Raw genomic sequence first — 1,289 nt, forward strand, 5'->3', positions numbered from 1 at the left:
CGGATGCTCCTATGGTCCGTCAAGCGGTCAGCAGGGTGTAGATCTCTCGGGCGATGTAGCGCTTGAGGCATCTCATGGTTTCGGTGGTGCTGAGGCCTTGTTGGATGCGGCGGTCGCGGTAGGTCCGGGTTCGGGAGTCGCGGGCGAGGCGGGTCAGTGCGATGCGGTAGAGGGCGCAGTTGGCTTGTCGGTCGCCTCCGCGGTTGAGCCGGTGGCGGTGGGTCTTGCCGCTGCTGGCGGGTAGCGGTGCGACGCCGCAGAGCATGGCGAAGGCGGCTTCGGTGCGTAGCCGGTGGGGGTTGTCGCCGGCGGTGACCAGCAATTGTCCGGCGACTTCGGGTCCGACGCCGTGGGCGGCGGATAGGGCAGGGTTGATGGCCTGGACCAGCGGGTTGATGAGTTTGTCGAGTTCGGTGATGTCGGTGGTCAGCTGCTGGTGGCGTCGGGCGAGGCTGCGTAGCGAGATTTTGGTGGCGGTGTCGGGTTCGGCGGCGTGGTTGGGATCAGGGCGTAGTGCGGCGCAGGTGCGGATCAGCTGGGTGGGGGTCAGGTCGCGTAGTTTGCTGCGGACCGCGTCGCCGGCGGTGGTTGTCAGTGACTGCAGACGTTGTTGTATTTCGGCGCGGTGCCTGACGGCGCAGGTGCGGGCGATGCGGAGCTGGCGCAGGGCTTCGACGCGTCCGTCGCGCTGTTTCGGGGTGCCGGTGGCCCGGCCGGACTGTGCGGCGCGGGCGGCGGCTTCGGCGTCGATGGGGTCGCTCTTGCCGTGGTGGCGGCGGGTGGACCGGTCGGGCCGGTCGACCTCGACCACGGTGACGTGTTCGGTGTGCAGGTAGCGGGTGAGGCCGGCGCCGTAGGCGCCGGTGCCTTCGACGCCGATGAGGGTGACGGTGCCGTGTTGCCGTAGCCAGGTCAGCAGTTGCCGATGCCCTGCTGGGGTGGCCGGGAACTGGGCCGTGCCCAGGAGGCGGCCGGCGTCGTCAAGTGCCGCCGCGGTGTGGGTGTCTTTGTGGGTGTCCACACCTGCGGTGACCTGGGCAGGGAGATGTGCGATGGTGGGCAATGGCTGTCCTGTTCCTCGATCGGTCAGGGCGGCACGCACCAGCCGGGCAGGATCGGACAAGACAGTGATGGGGCCTCTAGCCAGGCTCCTATGAGGTCACGACACCCGTCCGGTGAGTGCACGAGCAGCCCTTCCCGGCCAGATCGACAGATCCGGTTCAAGACCCGAGGTCAGCCAGGCTTAGGGTCAGACCCGGCCGGGGAGGGCTCTCCCATGATCCTCACTG

The 1,289-nt window shown here is 68.4% G+C and carries 1 protein-coding gene; it reads right to left on the reverse strand.

Translation table 11 applies throughout. The annotated features are described in order from the left end of the window. Positions 1-19: 19 nt before the first annotated feature. Positions 20-1,054: an IS110 family RNA-guided transposase gene (locus DKL51_RS12245; protein ID WP_185734781.1), complete on the reverse strand. Its 1,035-nt coding sequence runs from the start codon at positions 1,052-1,054 to the stop codon at positions 20-22. Positions 1,055-1,289 lie beyond the last annotated feature (235 nt).

The sequence above is a fragment of the Micromonospora globispora genome (genome assembly GCF_003857015.1).
Lineage (GTDB): Bacteria > Actinomycetota > Actinomycetes > Mycobacteriales > Micromonosporaceae > Micromonospora > Micromonospora globispora.